12 protein-coding genes are annotated in these 15877 nt (G+C 70.2%); 8 read left to right on the top strand and 4 right to left on the bottom strand.

The genetic code is table 11. From position 1 onward, the window contains the following. Positions 1-17 precede the first annotated feature (17 nt). The 3 genes from alaS (at position 18) to IBL26_RS07930 (ending at position 4606) form a co-directional block, all read left to right on the top strand. Positions 18-2666 carry an alanine--tRNA ligase gene (gene alaS, locus IBL26_RS07940; protein ID WP_187783938.1) on the top strand — a complete coding sequence of 883 codons (2649 nt, stop codon included), beginning with the start codon at positions 18-20 and terminating at the stop codon, positions 2664-2666. Positions 2667-2680: 14 nt separating this feature from the next. After that, the gene (locus IBL26_RS07935) at positions 2681-3832 is read left to right on the top strand and encodes a P1 family peptidase (protein WP_187783937.1); all 1152 of its coding nucleotides are present in this window, start codon (positions 2681-2683) and stop codon (positions 3830-3832) included. 72 nt (positions 3833-3904) lie between these two features. Next, positions 3905-4606, top strand: a complete 702-nt coding sequence (locus IBL26_RS07930) for a GntR family transcriptional regulator (RefSeq protein ID WP_241749140.1) — start codon at positions 3905-3907, stop codon at positions 4604-4606. A gap of 520 nt (positions 4607-5126) precedes the next feature. Here IBL26_RS07930 and IBL26_RS07925 read toward each other — a convergent pair. Genes IBL26_RS07925 through IBL26_RS07915 form a run of 3 tightly spaced genes read right to left on the bottom strand, consistent with a single transcriptional unit; the run spans position 5127 to position 7688 of the window. Next, entirely contained in the window at positions 5127-6164 is a 1038-nt protein-coding gene (locus IBL26_RS07925) for a Bug family tripartite tricarboxylate transporter substrate binding protein (RefSeq protein WP_187783936.1), read from the bottom strand. A 44-nt stretch (positions 6165-6208) separates the two neighbouring features. Beyond that, the gene (locus IBL26_RS07920) at positions 6209-6967 is read right to left on the bottom strand and encodes an SDR family NAD(P)-dependent oxidoreductase (RefSeq protein WP_187783935.1); all 759 of its coding nucleotides are present in this window, start codon (positions 6965-6967) and stop codon (positions 6209-6211) included. A 4-nt stretch (positions 6968-6971) separates the two neighbouring features. Continuing rightward, positions 6972-7688, bottom strand: coding sequence for a GntR family transcriptional regulator (locus tag IBL26_RS07915; RefSeq protein ID WP_187783934.1), 717 nt, complete (start codon positions 7686-7688; stop codon positions 6972-6974). A 98-nt stretch (positions 7689-7786) separates the two neighbouring features. Between IBL26_RS07915 and IBL26_RS07910 the strand changes: the two genes are divergently transcribed. Both IBL26_RS07910 and IBL26_RS07905 read left to right on the top strand, forming a co-directional pair. Next, positions 7787-8812, top strand: coding sequence for a ketopantoate reductase family protein (locus IBL26_RS07910; RefSeq protein WP_187784024.1), 1026 nt, complete (start codon positions 7787-7789; stop codon positions 8810-8812). Further along, positions 8812-10443: a M28 family peptidase gene (locus IBL26_RS07905; RefSeq protein ID WP_187783933.1), complete on the top strand. Its 1632-nt coding sequence runs from the start codon at positions 8812-8814 to the stop codon at positions 10441-10443. The genes IBL26_RS07910 and IBL26_RS07905 overlap by 1 nt, the downstream gene beginning before the upstream one ends. A 335-nt stretch (positions 10444-10778) precedes the next feature. On the opposite strand, the gene IBL26_RS07900 is transcribed toward IBL26_RS07905, so the two are convergent. Then, positions 10779-11684: a LysR family transcriptional regulator gene (locus tag IBL26_RS07900; protein WP_187783932.1), complete on the bottom strand. Its 906-nt coding sequence runs from the start codon at positions 11682-11684 to the stop codon at positions 10779-10781. A gap of 110 nt (positions 11685-11794) precedes the next feature. Between IBL26_RS07900 and IBL26_RS07895 the strand changes: the two genes are divergently transcribed. The 3 genes from IBL26_RS07895 to IBL26_RS07885 all read left to right on the top strand — a co-directional run bounded on the left by IBL26_RS07895 (position 11795) and on the right by IBL26_RS07885 (position 15851). Next, positions 11795-13159 (top strand): ABC transporter substrate-binding protein, encoded by a 1365-nt coding sequence (locus IBL26_RS07895; protein ID WP_187783931.1) that lies wholly within the window; start codon positions 11795-11797, stop codon positions 13157-13159. 119 nt (positions 13160-13278) lie between these two features. Then, entirely contained in the window at positions 13279-14442 is a 1164-nt protein-coding gene (locus IBL26_RS07890; RefSeq protein WP_187784023.1) for a CaiB/BaiF CoA transferase family protein, read from the top strand. A gap of 14 nt (positions 14443-14456) precedes the next feature. After that, on the top strand, positions 14457-15851 hold the full coding sequence (locus IBL26_RS07885; RefSeq protein WP_187783930.1) for an MmgE/PrpD family protein: 1395 nt from the start codon (positions 14457-14459) through the stop codon (positions 15849-15851). The last annotated feature ends 26 nt before the right edge of the window (positions 15852-15877 follow it).

Genomic DNA, 15877 nt, shown 5'->3' with positions numbered 1-15877 from the left:
GGGCGAAACGACGGAATATGACCAGCAGCAACGATATCCGGGCCACCTTCCTCGATTACTTCGCCCGCAATGGGCACACGGTGGTGGAGTCCTCGCCGCTGGTGCCGCGCAACGACCCGACGCTGATGTTCACCAACAGCGGCATGGTGCAGTTCAAGAACGTCTTCACCGGGCAGGAGAAGCGGGCTTACACGCGCGCGACCTCCGCCCAGAAGTCGGTGCGGGCCGGTGGCAAGCATAATGACCTGGACAATGTGGGTTATACTGCGCGCCACCATACGTTCTTTGAAATGCTGGGGAATTTCTCCTTCGGCGATTATTTCAAGGAACAGGCGATCGAGCATGCCTGGACTTTGTTGACCAAGGATTTTGCTCTCGCGAAGGATAAGCTGCTCGTCACGGTGTATTCCGAGGATGAGGATGCGGCGGCGCTGTGGCGCAAGGTCGCGGGCATTCCGGACAGCCGGATCATCCGCATCCCGACCTCCGACAATTTCTGGCGGATGGGGGATACGGGGCCGTGCGGGCCGTGTTCCGAGATCTTTTACGACCACGGGGACAAGATTCCCGGCGGGCCGCCGGGTTCCCCGGACGAGGACGGGGACCGGTTCATCGAGATCTGGAACCTGGTGTTCATGCAGTATCTGGAGGAGCCGGCAGGCACGCGGAACCCGCTGCCGCGGCCTTCCATCGATACCGGCATGGGGCTGGAGCGGTTTGCCGCCATCCTGCAGGGCAAGCACGACAACTACGACACGGATACCTTCCGCGCGCTGATCCTGGCCTCGGCCGAGGCGACGGGGCAGGAGCCGGACGGGCCGTTCAAGGTGAGCCACCGGGTGGTGGCGGACCATCTGCGTTCCGGCGCCTTCCTGATCGCGGACGGGGTGATGCCGTCCAACGAGGGGCGCGGCTATGTGGTGCGGCGCATCCTGCGCCGGGCGATGCGGCATGCGCACATGATGGGTGCGAAGGAGCCGTTGCTGTACCGGCTGCTGCCGGCGCTGATCCGCCAGATGGGAGCGGCGTACCCGGAGCTGGTGCGGGCGGAAGCGATGATTTCCGAGACGCTGAAGCTGGAGGAGAACCGCTTCCGCAGCCTGCTGGAGCGCGGGTTGGGGATGTTGGCGGACGAGACCGCCAAGCTGGGCGACAAGGGCGTGCTGCCGGGCGACGTGGCCTTCAAGCTGTACGACACCTACGGCTTCCCGCTGGACCTGACGCAGGATGCGCTGCGGGCCGAGGGGCGCTCGGTCGACGTCGCGGGGTTTGAGTCGGCGATGACGGAGCAGCGGCAGCGCGCGCGGGCGGCCTGGGCCGGGTCCGGCGAGGCGGCGACGGAGACGCTGTGGTTCGACCTGAAGGAGAAGCTGGGGGGCGCGAGCGAGTTCCTCGGCTATTCGACCGAGAAGGCGGAGGGCGAGGTGCTCGCGCTCGTCTCCGGCGGGCAGGTGGTGGACAAGGCGCTGGCGGGCAGCGAGGTCGGCGTGGTGCTGAACCAGACGCCGTTCTATGCCGAGAGCGGTGGCCAGGTGGGCGATGCCGGCGTGATCGAGGGCCCGGGCGGGCTGCGGATTTCCGTCACGGATACGCAGAAGAAGCTGGGGCTGTTCGTGCATTTCGGGAAGGTCGAGGCCGGCGAGGCCCGGGTGGGGACCGCTGTCTCCGCCATCGTGGACCATGAGCGGCGCGGGGCGATCCGCGCGCATCACTCCGCGACGCATCTGCTGCATGAGGCGCTGCGGCGCCGGCTGGGCAACCATGTGGCGCAGAAGGGCAGCCTGAACGCGCCGGACCGGCTGCGCTTCGACGTATCGCAGCCGACGCCGATGACGGCGGATGACCTGGCCTGGGTCGAGACCGAGGTGAACGGGCGCATCCGCGAGAATGCCGAGGTGGTGACGCGGTTGATGACGCCGGAAGCGGCGGTCGAGGCTGGTGCCACGGCGCTGTTCGGCGAGAAGTATGGCGACGAGGTGCGCGTGGTGGGGATGGGCTTCGACCCCGAGGCCACCAGCAAGCACGGCGTGTATTCGCTGGAGCTGTGCGGCGGCACGCATGTCGGCCGGACCGGCGATATCGGGCTGTTCAAGATTGTCGGCGAAGGCGCGGTGGCGGCCGGCGTACGGCGCGTCGAGGCGGTGACGGGCGCGGCGGCGCTGGAGCTGATCGAGGCCGAGCAGAAGGTGTTGCGCGAGGCAGCGGCGTTGCTGAAGGCGCGGCCGGCCGAGTTGCCGGGGCGCATCGCCACGTTGCTGGAGGACCGCAAGCGCCTGGAGCGCGAGATGTCCGAGCTGCGCAAGCAGATGGCGACGGGCGGTGGCGCGGCGGCGGCGGAAGAGATTGGCGGGCTGCGGCTTTCCGCGCGGAACCTGGGCGAGATTCCGCCGAAGGACCTGCGCGGCGTGGCCGAGGCGCTGTTGAAGCAGGATGCCGCCGATGTGGTGGCGCTGGTTTCCACCGCCGATGGCAAGGCGAGCATCGTCGTCGGCGTGGGTGCTGCGGGTGCGGGCAAGGCCGATGCGGTAGCGCTGGTGCGCGCGGCCGCGGCGGCGGTTGGCGGGCAGGGTGGTGGCGGCAAGCCGAACATGGCCCAGGCCGGCGGCCCCGATGCCAGCAAGGCCGAGGACGCGCTGGCCGCCATCCGGGCCGCGCTGGCGGCGTGACGGCGGGCGGGCTGGTGCCTCCTGGCACAACGGACGGGGCGCCCGCTGGTGGCGGCCCGGCCGGGCCGGAGCGCGGCCAGCCGGTACGGGCGCGGGAGATCGGCCTGCGGCCGGGGCAGTTCGCGACCGGGGCGTTGAACGCCATCACGGACGTGGATGGCGTTCTGGTCGGGCAGGTGACGCGTGTGGAGGGCGAGACCATCCGCACCGGCGTGACCGCCATCCGCCCGCATGGCGGCAACCTGTTCGCCGAGCGGGTGCCGGCCGGGCTGGCGGTGATGAACGGCTTCGGCAAGCTGGCCGGCGCCACCCAGATGATGGAGCTGGGGGAGCTGGAGACGCCGATCGTGCTGACCAACACCCTGGCCGTCGGCCGGGCGGTGGAGGCGGTGGTGGACTGGACGCTGGCGCGGAATGCCGATGCGCGGTCCGTCAACGCCGTGGTCGGCGAGACCAATGACGGGCGGCTGAACGATATCCGCGCCCGGGGCGTGACCGGGGCCGATGTGCTGGCGGCGCTGGATGGTGCCGTGGTTGGGCCCGTGGAGGAAGGCAGCGTGGGGGCCGGGACAGGCACCATGGCCTTCGGCTGGAAGGGCGGCATCGGCACGTCTTCCCGCCTGTTGCCGACGGCGCTGGGGGGCTTCGCCATCGGTGCGCTGGTGCAGAGCAATTACGGCGGCGCGCTGGTGATGGACGGCGTGCCGGTCGGGCGGGAACTGGGGAAGTTCTACCTGCGCGAGCATGCGGACCAGGGCGATGTGGATGGGTCGGTGATGGTGGTGATTGCCACCGATGCGCCGCTCTCCGACCGCAATCTGCAGCGGCTGGCGTTGCGGGCGATGGCGGGCTTGGCGCGGACGGGCGCGGCGTTTTCCGACGGGTCGGGGGACTATGCCATCGCGTTTTCCACCCATGCGGGGGTGCGGCGCGGGGCGGCGCACCGGGCCGGGGATGCCAGCTTGCCCGATTGGCCGAATGACCGGATGTCGCCGTTGTTCGTCGCTGCCGCCGAGGCAGTGGAGGAGGCGGTGCTGAACTCCATGCTGCGGGCTGTGACGGTGGAGAGCCGGGACCCGGCGACCGGGCGCAGGCGCAAGGGCGAGGCCATCGATACCGCCGCCGTGCGGGCGGTGGTGGAGCGGTACCGTCCCGCCCAGGGCTGACGGCGCGGGCAGTGGCCGATGATTTCCATATCGTCAGACAAAGAGACGCGGCAGGATAGGTGCCGGGGTGGAATGACAGAGACGGGCGGACTGCGAATGATGGATGACGCGGCGCTGCGGGTGGTGCCGAAGCCCATGCGCAAGCTGGTGGAAGACGGGCTGCGCAACGCCATCATGTCCGGCCGCTTCGGCCCCGGGCAGCACCTGCCGGACCGGATGTTGTGCGAGTTGTTCGGCGCCAGCCGCAGTGTGGTGCGCGAGGCGGTGCGGCTGCTGGAAGCCGAGGGGCTGGTGACGACCATCCCTAACCGCGGGCCGTTCGTCGCCTTCCTGTCCTCCACTGAGGCGGAGCAGACCTATGAGGTACGCGGCGTGCTGGAGGCGCTGGCGGGCGAGGGGTTCGCCGTGCGCGCCACGGATGAGGAGCGGGCGGAGTTGCGGCGCGTGTACGAGCAGTTGGCGCAGTTGCAGCCGGCGGCGGACCGCGAGGCGCTGCTGGCCCTGAAGCGCGACTTCTACGACGTGCTGATGCGCGGCTGCCGGAACCCGATGGTGGCCCGCATGTTCGACGCCACCATCAACCGCAACATGCAACTGCGCGCGACATCCCTGGCCGAACCGGGGCGGCTGCCGCAGACAGTGGCGGAACTGCGCCAGGTGGTGGAAGCGGTGGAGGCGCGCGACCCCGCCGCCGCCTGGGACGCCTGCCGGCGGCATGTGCGCCACGCGGCGGAGGTGGCGCTGCGGATCTTGCGGGAGCGGGAGAAGGGTTAGAGCGTGATGGCTTGAGGTGACATCACTGGGAGCCTGAATCACGCGACCCGACGCAGGCATAGAGCATGGTGTGTGAGCGAAGGTGAACGCATCTTGCTTCGGGGGGCTTCCTGGCTTTGGCGAGGATGAAGGCCGGGGAAGGAATTCCCCGGGCCCCTTCTTTTCTTTTTTCGAGTTTTTGGGCGGGCGGTGGTGAGGGTGTTCGGGCACGGCGGTGCTGGCGCGCTGTTGGTTTGGATGCCAGGCGTGTTTGGCTTGGGATTTTGTATTGGCTTCGCCCGGGCGAAGGGTGCCGCGTTGCGCTGGTGCGGGAGCGGACGCGCCGCAGGCTGAACCAGCCACGAGCGAGAGAAACGCGATCGGATAAAACGCTGGGTGCAGCTGCGGTATTCGCCCGCGGCCGTGCATCCGCAGCGCCATCGCGCGATGCGCCGGCCTCCCCGCCAGGACGCCAAACTTGAAAACGAAAGATGGGGTCTGGGGAATTCCTTCCCCAGCCTTTCCTCTCCCCGGTCTCTGCTCAGCCGGCGCTGGCGCCGGAGGCGTGGACGAGGGGCACCCAGGTGTCGATTTCTTCCTTCACGTACTGGGCGAAGCGGGCCGGGCTCCAGCCGCGCATGGCGGGGGTGCCGAGTTCGTTGAGCTTGGCTTCCATGGCGGGGTCGGCCAGCGTGGCTTCAATGGCGGCGGCCATCTTGGCGGTGATTTCGGGCGGGAGGTTGGCGGGGCCGAAGATGCCGTACCAGGAATAGGATTTGTAGTCGGGGATGCCGAGCTCGGTCTGCGCGGGGACGTCCGGCAGCAGAGGCGAGCGTTTGTCGCCGTTGACGAACAGGACGCGGGCCTGGCCGGATTCGTGGAAGGGCTTGAGCAGGGAGGGGATGTCGTGGGTGAACTGCGTCTCGCCGGCGATGAGGGCGGTGAAGCTCTGCCCGGCGCCGCGATAGGGGACGTGTTCGGCCTTGGCGCCGACCTGGCGCAGGAAGTTGGCGCTGGCGATGTGGCCGGTGGAGCCTGAGCCGCTGCTGCCGTAGGAGTAGCCGTTGGGCTTGGCCAGCAGGGTTTCCACCAGTTCCGGGTAGGTCTTCACGTTCCAGCCGCGCTGGGTGATGGCGAAGCTGATGGGGATGAAGACGGTGGGGGCGACGGCGGTGAGGTCCTTCACCGGGTCATAGGGCAGGTTGCTGTAGAGGCCCTTGGCGATGCCGGTGGAGGAGAGGGTGGCGAGGACGAAGGTGTAGCCATCCGGTGCCGACTTGGCGACGGAGTCGGTGCCGACGGTGCTGCCGGCGCCGGGGCGGTTCTCGATGACCACGGACTGGCCGAGGATCTCGCCGAGCTTGGGGGCGAGCAGGCGCATGGTGACGTCCGTGCCGCCGCCGGTGGCGAAGGGGACGACCATGCGGATGGGGCGGTTGGGCCAGGCGGCATCCCGCTGCGCCTGGGCGCGGCCGGGGATGACCAGGGCCGGCAGGGCGAGGGCGCCCGCCGTGAGGCCCAGCAACTGGCGGCGGCCGGGGGCGGGCGGATGGGCCGGTGACGGCGGGGTCTTGCTCATGGCGTTCAGGTCCTGCGGGTTGCGGGGCGGATGGCGGGCGGGGATCAGGATGAGCCGCCGTTGACGGGCAGGACCTGGCCGGTGACGTAGTCGGCGAGGTCCGAGGCGAAGAACAGGGCGGCCTTGGCGATGTCGTCCGCGCTGCCCATGCGGCGCAGGGCGATGCCGTCCAGCACGCGTTGCTGGCCTTCGGGGCCGTAGCCTTCCCATTGTGCGATGGGGCCGGGGGCGACGGGGAACAGGCCGGGGGCGATGGCGTTGACGGTGATGCCGAAGGGGCCGAGTTCCTGCGCCAGTTGGCGGGTGAGGCCGATGACGGCGTGCTTGGCGCTGGTATAGGCCTGCACGCCGGTGCGGGATGCCTTGAGGCCGGCGCCGGAGCTGATGTTGATGATGCGGCCGCGCCCGGCGCGCTTCATGCCCGGGACGGCAGCGCGGGTGACGGTGAAGCCGGCATCGAGGTTGATTCGGAGCACCGCGTCCCAGTCCCCGAAGGGGGTATCCTCGATCGGCTGCATGGTGCGGCCGATGACGCCGCCAGCATTGTTGACCAGGATGCCGATGGAGGCGCCGGCCGCGTGTTCCACCTGGGCGATCCAGGCGCCGACGGCGGGGCGGTCCGTCAGGTCCAGCACATGCTGGGTGATGTTGGGGTGGTCGGCTGTCTCGGCGAGGCCGGTGGGATCGATATCGGTGGCGAAGACGCGGGCGCCGTGCTGGGCGAAGCGGCGCGCGATGGCGCGGCCGAAGCCGGTGGCGGCGCCGGTGACGGCGACGATCTGACCAGTGAAATCCAGGGACAAACGGCTACACCTTTTCCAGGACGCGCCGGCGGGCGCGGGGGGCCAGGGCGGCGCCGCGGGCGCGCTCCGCCAGGACCATGAGGGCGAGTTCGGCGGCGGCTTCGATGTGGTGGATGCAGGCGGCCTCGGCGGCGGCGGGGTTCCGCTGCTGCACGGCATCGGCGATGGCGCGGAGTTCGATGACGCTGCGCTCACTGCGGCCGGGCCAGCGGGTGGAGCTGAAGCGGAAGAAGGCCAGGCGGTTCTGTACGCCGAGCATGGCCTGGCGCAGCGCCTCATTGCCCGCGCCGTCGTTCAGCGCGTCGTAGAAGCCGCTGTTGGCGCAGAGGACGCCGAGCATGCTGCCGGCGCGGCGGGCGGCATCCAGCGCATCGACCGCGTCGTGCAGGGCGGCGGCGTGGGCGTGCTGGCCGCGCAGGGCGCAGAGGCGGCCGGCCTGGCCTTCCAGCATGGCGCGGAGTTCGTAGAGGTCCCGCGCCTCGGCTTCCGTCAGCAGGGCGACGGTGGGGCCGCGATGCGGGACGGTGGCGATGAGGCCCTCGGATTCCAGCTGGCGGATGGCTTCGCGCACGGTGGTGCGGCCGGCGCCGGTGAGTTCGCACAGGCTGCGGTCGGTGAGTTTCTGGCCGGGTTGGAGCTCGCCGGAGACGATGGCGCTGCGCAGGCGCTCCTCCGCCGCGTGGCGGACAGTGGGGGTTGAGGGGGCATCGGCGTGCTGCATAGCGGGAGGTTGGCAGGGGTTTCGGGCAATCGTCAACTGTATTGACAGACAATTTGGCATCATGAAGTCTGCTGACCGAGGAACCAGGAGAGCGGATGATGGCGAAGCCGGTGGTGATCTGGGGTGCGGGGGCGATTGGCGGGACGATCGGCGCGTATCTGGCGCGGGCGGGGCAGGAGGTGCTGTTCGTCGACGTGGTGCCGGAGCATGTGGCGGAGATCGGCGCCGGGCGGCTGCGCATCGAGGGGCCGGTGGACGATTTCACCACGGGCGGCGAGGCGGTGACGCCGGAGGGGATGCGCGGGAAGCACGCTTGCATCCTGCTGGCGGTGAAGGCGCACCATACCGAGGCGGCGACGCGGGCGCTGGCGCCGTTCCTGGCCGAGGATGGCATCGTCGTTTCCTGCCAGAACGGGCTGAATGAGCTGGTGATCGCCGACATTGTCGGGCGGGAGCGGACGATCGGTTCCTTCGTGAATTTCGGCGCGGATTACATCGAGCCGGGGAAGATCCTGTTCGGCAACCGGGGCTCCGTCGTGGTGGGGGAGCTGGATGGGGCGGCGACGCCGCGGATTGCCGAGCTGCACGCGCAGTTGCAGGTGTTCGAGCCGGATGCGGTGCTGAGCGACAACATCTTCGGTTACCTGTGGGGCAAGGCGGGGTACGGGTCGATCCTGAAGGCCTCGGCGCTGGATAATGATTCGATTGCCGACTTCATCGCGGCACCGGAGCGGCGGGCGCTGATCGTGGCACTGGTGCGGGAGATCCTGGCGGTGGCGGCGGCCGAGAAGGTACGGGTGCTGGGCTTCAACGGCTTCGACCCGGAGGGGTTCGCGCGCGGGGACGAGGCGGCCATCGCGGCGTCCATGCAGCGGATGGAGGTGTTCAATCGCGGCTCGGCCAAGTCGCATAGCGGGATCTGGCGGGACCTGGCGGTGCGGAAGCGGCAGAGCGACGTGGCGGCGCAGTTGGCGCCGGTGCGGGCGGCGGCGCGGCGGCATGGGTTGGCGACGCCGATCGCGGACCGGTTGGTGGAACTGATCGGTGAAGTGGAGGCGGGGCGGCGCGCGATCGGGCCGGAGAGTGCGGATGCGCTTTCCGCCGTGGTGCGGGAGGCCGCGTGATGGCGGGGGATGCGAAGGCGTTCGCCGCCGGGGTCGATGCCGGGGCGCTGATGGAGAATCTTACCGCGCTGGCGCGCTGGCGGAAGCTGGCGGGTACGGCGGAGGAGTTGGAGAGCATCCGCTTCATCCAGGCGAGGATGGATGCCTATGGTTACCGCACCACGATGCTGATGCACGAAGCGTATGTCAGCCTGCCGGGCGCGGCGCAGGTGACGGTGGACGGGCAGCGGTTGCGAGCGATCACGCACGCGATGTCGCTGGCCTCGCCGGCTGGCGGCGTGACCGGGCCGGTGGTGGATATGGGGGCGGGCGACGAGGCCGCCTTTGCCGGCGGGCGCGACCTGCGTGGGGCGATCCTGCTGGTGGATGGCATTGCCAGCCCGGCGGTGGCGACGCGCGCCGCGCGGGTGGGGGCGGCGGGGACGCTGCATGTGAGCCCGCACGAGCATATCCACGAGATGTGCATCTCGCCCGTGTGGGGCAGCCCTTCCGCCGAGACGGCGGGGAACCTGCCGGCGGCGGTGGCGGTGACGGTATGCCACGCCGATGGGATGGCGCTGCGGGCGCGGCTGGCGGCGGGGGAGTTGCCGGCGGTGGTGCTGCACGCCGAGGTGGATACCGGCTGGCGGCCGATCCCGCTGCTGGTGGCTGAGCTGCCGGCGCCGGAGGAGGATGCGCCGTTCATCCTGTTCAGCGGGCATCACGACACCTGGTATGAGGGCGTGATGGATAATGGCGCCGCCAACGCCACGATGATGGAGGTGGCGCGGCTGGCGGCGGCGCGGCGCGACGCGTGGAAGCGCGGGCTGCGGTTCTGCTTCTGGTCCGGCCATTCGCAGGGGCGGTATGCGAGCTCGGCCTGGTATGCGGACACGCATTGGGCGGAGCTGGAGCAGCGCTGCGCGGTGCATGTGAATGTGGATTCCACCGGCGGCGCGGGCGCCACGGTGCTAGGCGAGGCGCCGAGCGATGGGGCGCTGGCCGGGTTTGCAGGGGCGGTGCTGCGGGACGAGCTGGGCGTGGCGCATGAGGGCAAGCGGCATGGCCGGAATGGCGATGCCTCCTTCTGGGGGATCGGGCTGCCGAGCCTGTTCAGCACGTTGAGCCACCAGCCGCCGGGACCGGTGGCGATGCGCAACCCGCTGGGCTGGTGGTGGCACACGCCGCAGGACCTGCTGGACAAGATCGACCCCGACTTCCTGGCGCGGGACACGCGGGTTTACGCCCACGCCATCTGGCGGCTGCTGACCGATGCCGCCTTGCCGCTGGACCACGCGGCGACGGCCACGGCGCTGCTGGGCGAGTTGCAGCGCTACCGCAGCCCCGCCCTGCCGCTGGATGCGCTGCTGGCCGAGGTGGAGGCGTTGCGGGACCGGCTGGACGGGGCGGTGCTGGCGGACGCGGCGTCGATGCGGGTGTCCCGCGCCTTGGTGCCGCTGGACTACACCCAGGGCGACCGCTTCAGCCACGACCCGGCGCTGCCGCAGCCGGCCTGGCCGGTGCTGGAGCCGCTGCGGGAACTGGCGCGGGCGGAAGAGGGCAGCGAGGCGGTGCATCTGTTGACCGTCTCCGCCCGGCGGGCCGGGAACCGGGTGGCGCATGCGGTGCGGCAGGCGATGGCGGCGCTGTGATGCGGTGCCGTTCGCTGTAGGCGAGGGTGGAGAAACGCCAGGGGAAGGAGTTCCCCTGGCGCCCATCTCCTTTCTGGTCTTCGGGGCCCGGGCCTACGGATTGCCTGGCCATCCGGGTGGGCTTCCGGGGCGTGGCCGGCTGAGGTGGGCGCAGCGGACGGCGTGAGTAGCGGCCAGACGACGGGGCGTGTCGCGCACGCCCAAGTTGCCCGGGCGTCCTGAGATGACGCGCAGCGATGGTTTGAAAAGACCGTGCGCTCCACGAGAACAACCTGAAGACTCGTAGGAAGAAGATGGGGGCTGGGGAATTCCTTCCCCAGCTTTTCTCCACGCCCTCACGGCAGGAGGCCTTCGCGCTCGGCGCGGTCCAGGACCAGTTGGGTGAAGGCGGTGGTGACTTCCTGGGCGGTCTCGGTCTGGTGGACCAGGCTGAGTTCGGCGAAGGGGGCGGGGCCGCGCAGGCGGCGGTAGGTGACGCCCTGGGCGAGGAGCTGGCCCATGGAGGCGGGGACGACGGAGATGCCGATGCCGCTGGCGATGAGGGTGACGGTGGAGGCCATTTGCGGGGCTTCCTGCGCCACGCGGGGGCTGAAGCCGGCGGCCTCGCACGCGTCGATGATGGCGTCGTAGAGGGCGCGGCCGTTGCGGCGGGGGTAGAGGATGAAGCTCTCGTCCCGCAAAGCGGTGAGGGGGATGAGGCGGCGTTCCGCCAGGGGGTGGCCGGCAGGGAGGGCGACGAGCATGTCTTCCCGCTGCAGCAGGCGGCAGGGGAGGTGGCCGGCCTCACCGGGGGCGGGGCGGATGAAGGCGGCGTCGAGCTGGCGGGACTGGAAGCGTTCCAGCAGCTGGACGGTGTTGGCTTCCATCAGCTCCACCCGGACGTCCGGGAAGGCTTCGCGGTAGTCCCGGATGCTGGCGGTGACGAAGGGGTTGAAGGAGGCGGAGGCGGTGAAGCCGATGCGCAGCGTGCCGAGCTCGCCGCTGGCGGCGCGGCGGGCGTTGAGCACGGCCTGGCGGGTGCGGGCCAGGATGTCCTTCGCGTCTTCCAGCATCCGCTGGCCGGCCTCGGTGAGGGCGACGCCGCGGGGGAGGCGCTGGAACAGCGGCGCGCCGACTTCCCGTTCCAGTTGCTGCACTTGCTGGCTGAGCGGGGCCTGGTTGAGGCCGAGGCGGCGGGCGGCGCGGGTGAAGCTGAGCTCCTCGGCGACGGCGACGAAGTAGCGGAGGTGGCGGAGATCCATATCTGGAACCGTGGGGGTGGTGGCGGTTCCATATATTGGACCTGAGGGATGCAGGGTGCCAGTCTGATCGCAGAGCCGCTGAAGCGGCCGTCTCGGAGGAGGAGTGCCCAATGACGCGTCCCACCCCGCCACAATCGACCAACCCTGTTTCCCGCCGTCCTGTTTCCCGCCGTGGCCTGCTGCAGGCCGGGCTTGGCGCCGGCAGCCTGCTGGCGGCCGGACGGCCTGCCTGGGCGCAGGCGCCGGCGCAGAAGCCGGCCGAGATCAAGGTCGGCATCGCGACCTTCCTGTCCGGCCCTTCCAGCGTCTTCGGGGTGCCGGGGCGGCAGGCGGCGGAGTTGCTGTTCGACGAGGTGAATGCCGCCGGTGGCATCGGCGGTGTGAAGGTGCGGCCCATCTTCGTGGATGAGGGGCCGGGCGTGGACCACTTCGTCGGCGAGTACCGCCGGCTGGTGCAGAGCGAGAACGTCAACCTGATCTTCTCGGCGATTTCCTCGGCCGACTGCCTGGCCTGCGCGCCGCTGGCGGACGAGATGAAGCGGCCGACGCTGTTGTGGGATTGCGGCACGCAGCGCGTGTTCGAGGACGGCAAGTACGATTACGCGCACCGCACGCAGGGCAATGCGACGCCGGAGATTCTCTCCGCGCTGCTGTACCTGCTGAAGGTGAAGCCGGATTTCCGCAGCATGGCGGTGGTGAACCAGGATTACGCCTGGGGCCGCGATTCCTGGGACATCTTCCGCACCGGGTTGCAGACGCTGAAGCCGGGCGTGCGGGTGGCGGCGGAGCTGTTCCCGCGCTTCGGCGCCACGGATTTCTCCAGCGAGATCACGCGGCTGCTGGCGTTGCGGCCGGATGTGGTGCTTTCCACCTCCTGGGGCGGCGACCTGGATACTTTCATCCGCCAGGCGGCGGAGCGGAAGCTGTTCGAGCGGAGCACCTTCGTGCTGCCGCTGGCGGAATCGTCGCTGGAGCGGGTGGGGAAGGTGTTGCCGGCGGGGCATATCATCGGCTCCCGCGGCGATCACTGGTTCCTGCACCCGTCGCCGGCGGACCCGGCGCTGTTGAAGAACTTCACTGAAAATTACAGGAAGCGCTTCAATGCCTACCCGATCTACTCGGCGCACCACATGGCGCAGGCGGTGTATGCGATGAAGGCGGGATACGAGAAGGCGCTGGCGGCGAAGGGCGGGCAGTGGCCGAACGATGCCGAGCTGTCGGCGGCGTTCCGGGGGCTGACCTTCCCGTCGCTGACATCGTCCGTGACCATCCGGCAGGACGGGCAGGGGCTGGAGAACCAGCTGATCGGCACGACGCTGCATACGGACCGCTACCCCTTCCCGGTGATGACCGACATGGTGGTGTTTCCGGCGGAGAGCGTGACGACCCCGGTGGGGCAGAAGAGCCTGGACTGGCTGAAGACGCTGAAGCCCGACGCGCTGGAGCGGATGGCGGCGCCTGTCGCCTTCCGCTGAGCCGGTGGCCTGGCCTGCGCGCGCCGGCGGCGGGAACGCCTGATTCCGGTGCGCGCGAAAGGCGGCGGGGGCATGGGTGCCGCCGCCGCGTGACCTGGTGAGATGGGAGTGCCTTGAGCATGGATGCAGCCGGCAACAGCAGGGATGCGCGCAGGCCGCTGGCGGGGTTGCTGGTGGTGTCGCTGGAGCAGGCGGTGGCGGCGCCCTATTGCTCCTCCCGCCTCGCGGATGCGGGGGCAAGGGTGATCAAGATCGAGCGGCCGGAGGGAGATTTCGCGCGGGGCTACGATGCCAGCGTGCATGGGCTCTCCAGCTACTTCGTCTGGCTGAACCGGGGCAAGGAAAGCCTTGTGGCGGACATCAAGGACCCGGACGACGCGGCGCTGCTGCACCGGGTGCTGGCGCGGGCGGATGTGTTCATCCAGAACCTGGCGCCGGGGGCGGCGGAGCGGGCGGGGTTCGGCTCGGCGGAATTGCGGCGGCGGTATCCGCGGCTGATCACCGTCGATGTCTCGGGCTACGGGGCCGGGCACAGCTATGCGGGGATGAAGGCCTACGACCTGCTGGTGCAGGCGGAGAGCGGGCTGGCGGCGATTACCGGGCACCCGGCGGGGCCGGGGCGGGTGGGGGTTTCCGTCTGCGATATCGGTTGCGGGATGGCGGCGCATGCGGCGGTGCTGGAGGCGCTGATCGGCCGTGGGATCGACGGGCGGGGGCGGCAGCTGGCGGTCAGCCTGTTCGATGGCATGGCCGATTGGATGAACGTGCCGCTGCTGTATTTCGAGGGCACCGGGCAGGCGCCGAAGCGGGTGGGGTTGGCGCATCCTTCCATCTGCCCTTACGGCGCCTTCGAGACCGCCGATGAGTCGCTGGTGCTGCTCTCGATCCAGAACGAGCGAGAGTGGCACAGATTCTGTGCCGGGGTGCTGGAGCAGCCGGAGTTGCCGCAGCGCCCGGGCTTCGAGAGCAACAATGCCCGGGTGGGCAACCGGCCGGCGGTGGATGCGCTGGTGGGCCAGGTATTCGCCCGGCTGACGCGGGCGGAGGCGGCGGCGCGGCTGGATGCGGCCGGCACCGCCTATGGTTTTGTGAATGAGGTGGCGGATTTGCCAAGCCACCCGGCGCTGCGGCGGGTGGTGGTGGAGACGCCGGGGGGTGTGGCCTCGATCGTCGCGCCGCCGGCCTTGCACGATGGGGCGGCGCCCAGCCTGGGGGCGGTGCCGTCCATCGGGCAGCACAGCCAGGCCATTCGGAGTGAGTTCGCCGTGCAGCTTTCGGCCTGAAGGGGAATGATGCCATGACCGTCACCGCCGAGCTTTCGGCTTTCGTCGCTGGTTTGCAGATCGAGGCGTTGCCGCCGGAGGTGGTGGCGCGCACGCGGCTGCTGGTGCTGGACCTGGTGGGCAATGCCGTGCGGGCGCGCCAGGATGCGGAGAGCACGCCGGCGCTGCTGGCCGCCGTGCGCGCGCTGGGGATGGCGCGGGGCGAGGCACGGGTGTTCGCCGATACCGAAGGGTATTCCCCGGCCGGTGCCGCGCTGGTGAATGCGACGCTGGGCCATTCGCTGGATTTCGACGACACGCATGCGGAGGCGGTGCTGCACCCGGGGGCGCCGGTCATCCCTGCCGCGCTGGCCGCCGCCGAGATGGTGGGGGCTTCGGGCGCCGAGGTGATGGCGGGCATCGTGGCCGGGTACGAGGTGGGATTGCGGCTGGCCTTGGCGCTGCCGGCGGGCGCACATTACGACCGTGGCTTCCACCCTTCGGCCACTTGCGGTGCCTTTGGCGCGGCGGCGGCGGCGGCGCGGGTGATGCGGCTGGATGCGGATACGGTGGCCTCGGCGCTGGGGATCGCGCTGAGCCAGTGCGCGGGCAGCCTGCAGTTCCTGGCCAATGGCGCGTGGACCAAGCGGTTCCAGGTGGGCTGGGCGGGCATGGCCGGGCTGACGGCCGCGACCTTGGCGCGGGAGGGCTTCAAGGGCGCCGCCGAGGCGGTGGAGGGAAAGCATGGCTTCCTGAACGCCTATGCGCCCGCGCCGCGCGCCGAGCGGGTGCTGTGGGACCTGGGCGAGGTGTATGAGCTGATGGCGACGGGGGTGAAGCCCTATCCCTCCTGCCGCTGGGGCCATGCGGGGATCGACGCGGCGCTGGCGCTGCGCGAGGAGCTGGGGCTGCGGGCGGAGGAGATCGAGAGCGCCACGCTGGGGCTTTCCCGTGCCGGGCTGTTGCTGGTGGGCGAGCCGGCCGCGCGCAAGGCGGACCCGCGCAATGTGGTGGACGCGCAGTTCAGCGGGCCCTTCGTGATAGCCTGTGCGCTGGCCACGGGGCGGATGGACTGGGACAGCTACCGGCTGCTGGACGATGCTGGCATCCGCGGGCTGCTGCCGCGCATCGGCTGCGCGCATGACGATGAGATCGAGGCAGAGTTTCCCATGAATATGGCGGGGAAGTTGACGCTGCGGGCACGCGGGCAGACCTTCGTGCGCACGGTGGTGGTACCGAAGGGCGAGCCGGCCAACTTCCCGGACGAGGCGGAACTGCGCGCGAAGTTCGCCGGGTTGGCGGATGCGGTGCTGGGGGCGGGGCCGGCCGCCGCGCTGGCGGAGGAAGTGTTGCGGCTGGACCGGCTGAACGATGCGGCGGGGTTGTTGCGGCGATCCGCGCCCGCTGGTGGGCGCAGCGAGGCGGCGTGAGGCAGTGGGCGCCTGGCTGGGATAGT

The organism is Teichococcus aerophilus (assembly GCF_014490485.1).
In the GTDB taxonomy this organism is placed as follows: domain Bacteria; phylum Pseudomonadota; class Alphaproteobacteria; order Acetobacterales; family Acetobacteraceae; genus Pseudoroseomonas; species Pseudoroseomonas aerophila.
The sequence above is the reverse complement of the archived record's forward strand: the minus strand, read 5'-3'. Positions and strand labels throughout refer to the sequence as shown.